Origin of the sequence: Streptomyces aurantiacus JA 4570 (assembly GCF_000414115.1) — a bacterium.
GTDB lineage: Bacteria > Actinomycetota > Actinomycetes > Streptomycetales > Streptomycetaceae > Streptomyces > Streptomyces aurantiacus_A.
Genome location: NZ_AOPZ01000414.1, coordinates 1 through 356, shown reverse-complemented (window position 1 = coordinate 356; position 356 = coordinate 1). Strand labels below are relative to the sequence as shown.

At 69.1% G+C, this 356-nt stretch carries 1 protein-coding gene; it reads right to left on the bottom strand.

Annotated features, from left to right (window positions below; genetic code table 11):
* Positions 1-114: 114 nt before the first annotated feature.
* Positions 115-356, bottom strand: a 242-nt coding sequence (locus tag STRAU_RS32500) for a response regulator transcription factor (protein WP_259300042.1), incomplete at its 5' end; no start/stop codon positions are given.

The following is a 356-nucleotide window of genomic DNA, read 5'->3' as shown; positions in this document are numbered from 1 at the left end:
TTCAAATCCTGTCGTCCCGACTTTTCGCTTTTCGTCGACTGAGGGGCCGCATCGGATTCATCCGATGCGGCCCCTCAGTCGTTGCCGCGCGCCACCCCTCCCGGTCGGCGAGGCTCAGCACAGGCAGGCGATGAGCTCCTCCCGGGAGGTGACGCCGGTCTTGCGGTAGACCGCCTTGAAGTGGTCGTTCACCGTGTGCGGCGACAGGTCCATGCTGCGGGCGATCTGCTTGACGGCCCGGCCTTCGAGGGCGTGCTCGACGACCATCCGCTCCCTGCGGGAGATGCCGTACCAGCGGGCGAGCGCGGGCAGCAGGTCGGCGGCCGGCGCGGGCTGGAGCGTCACCACCACCTCGC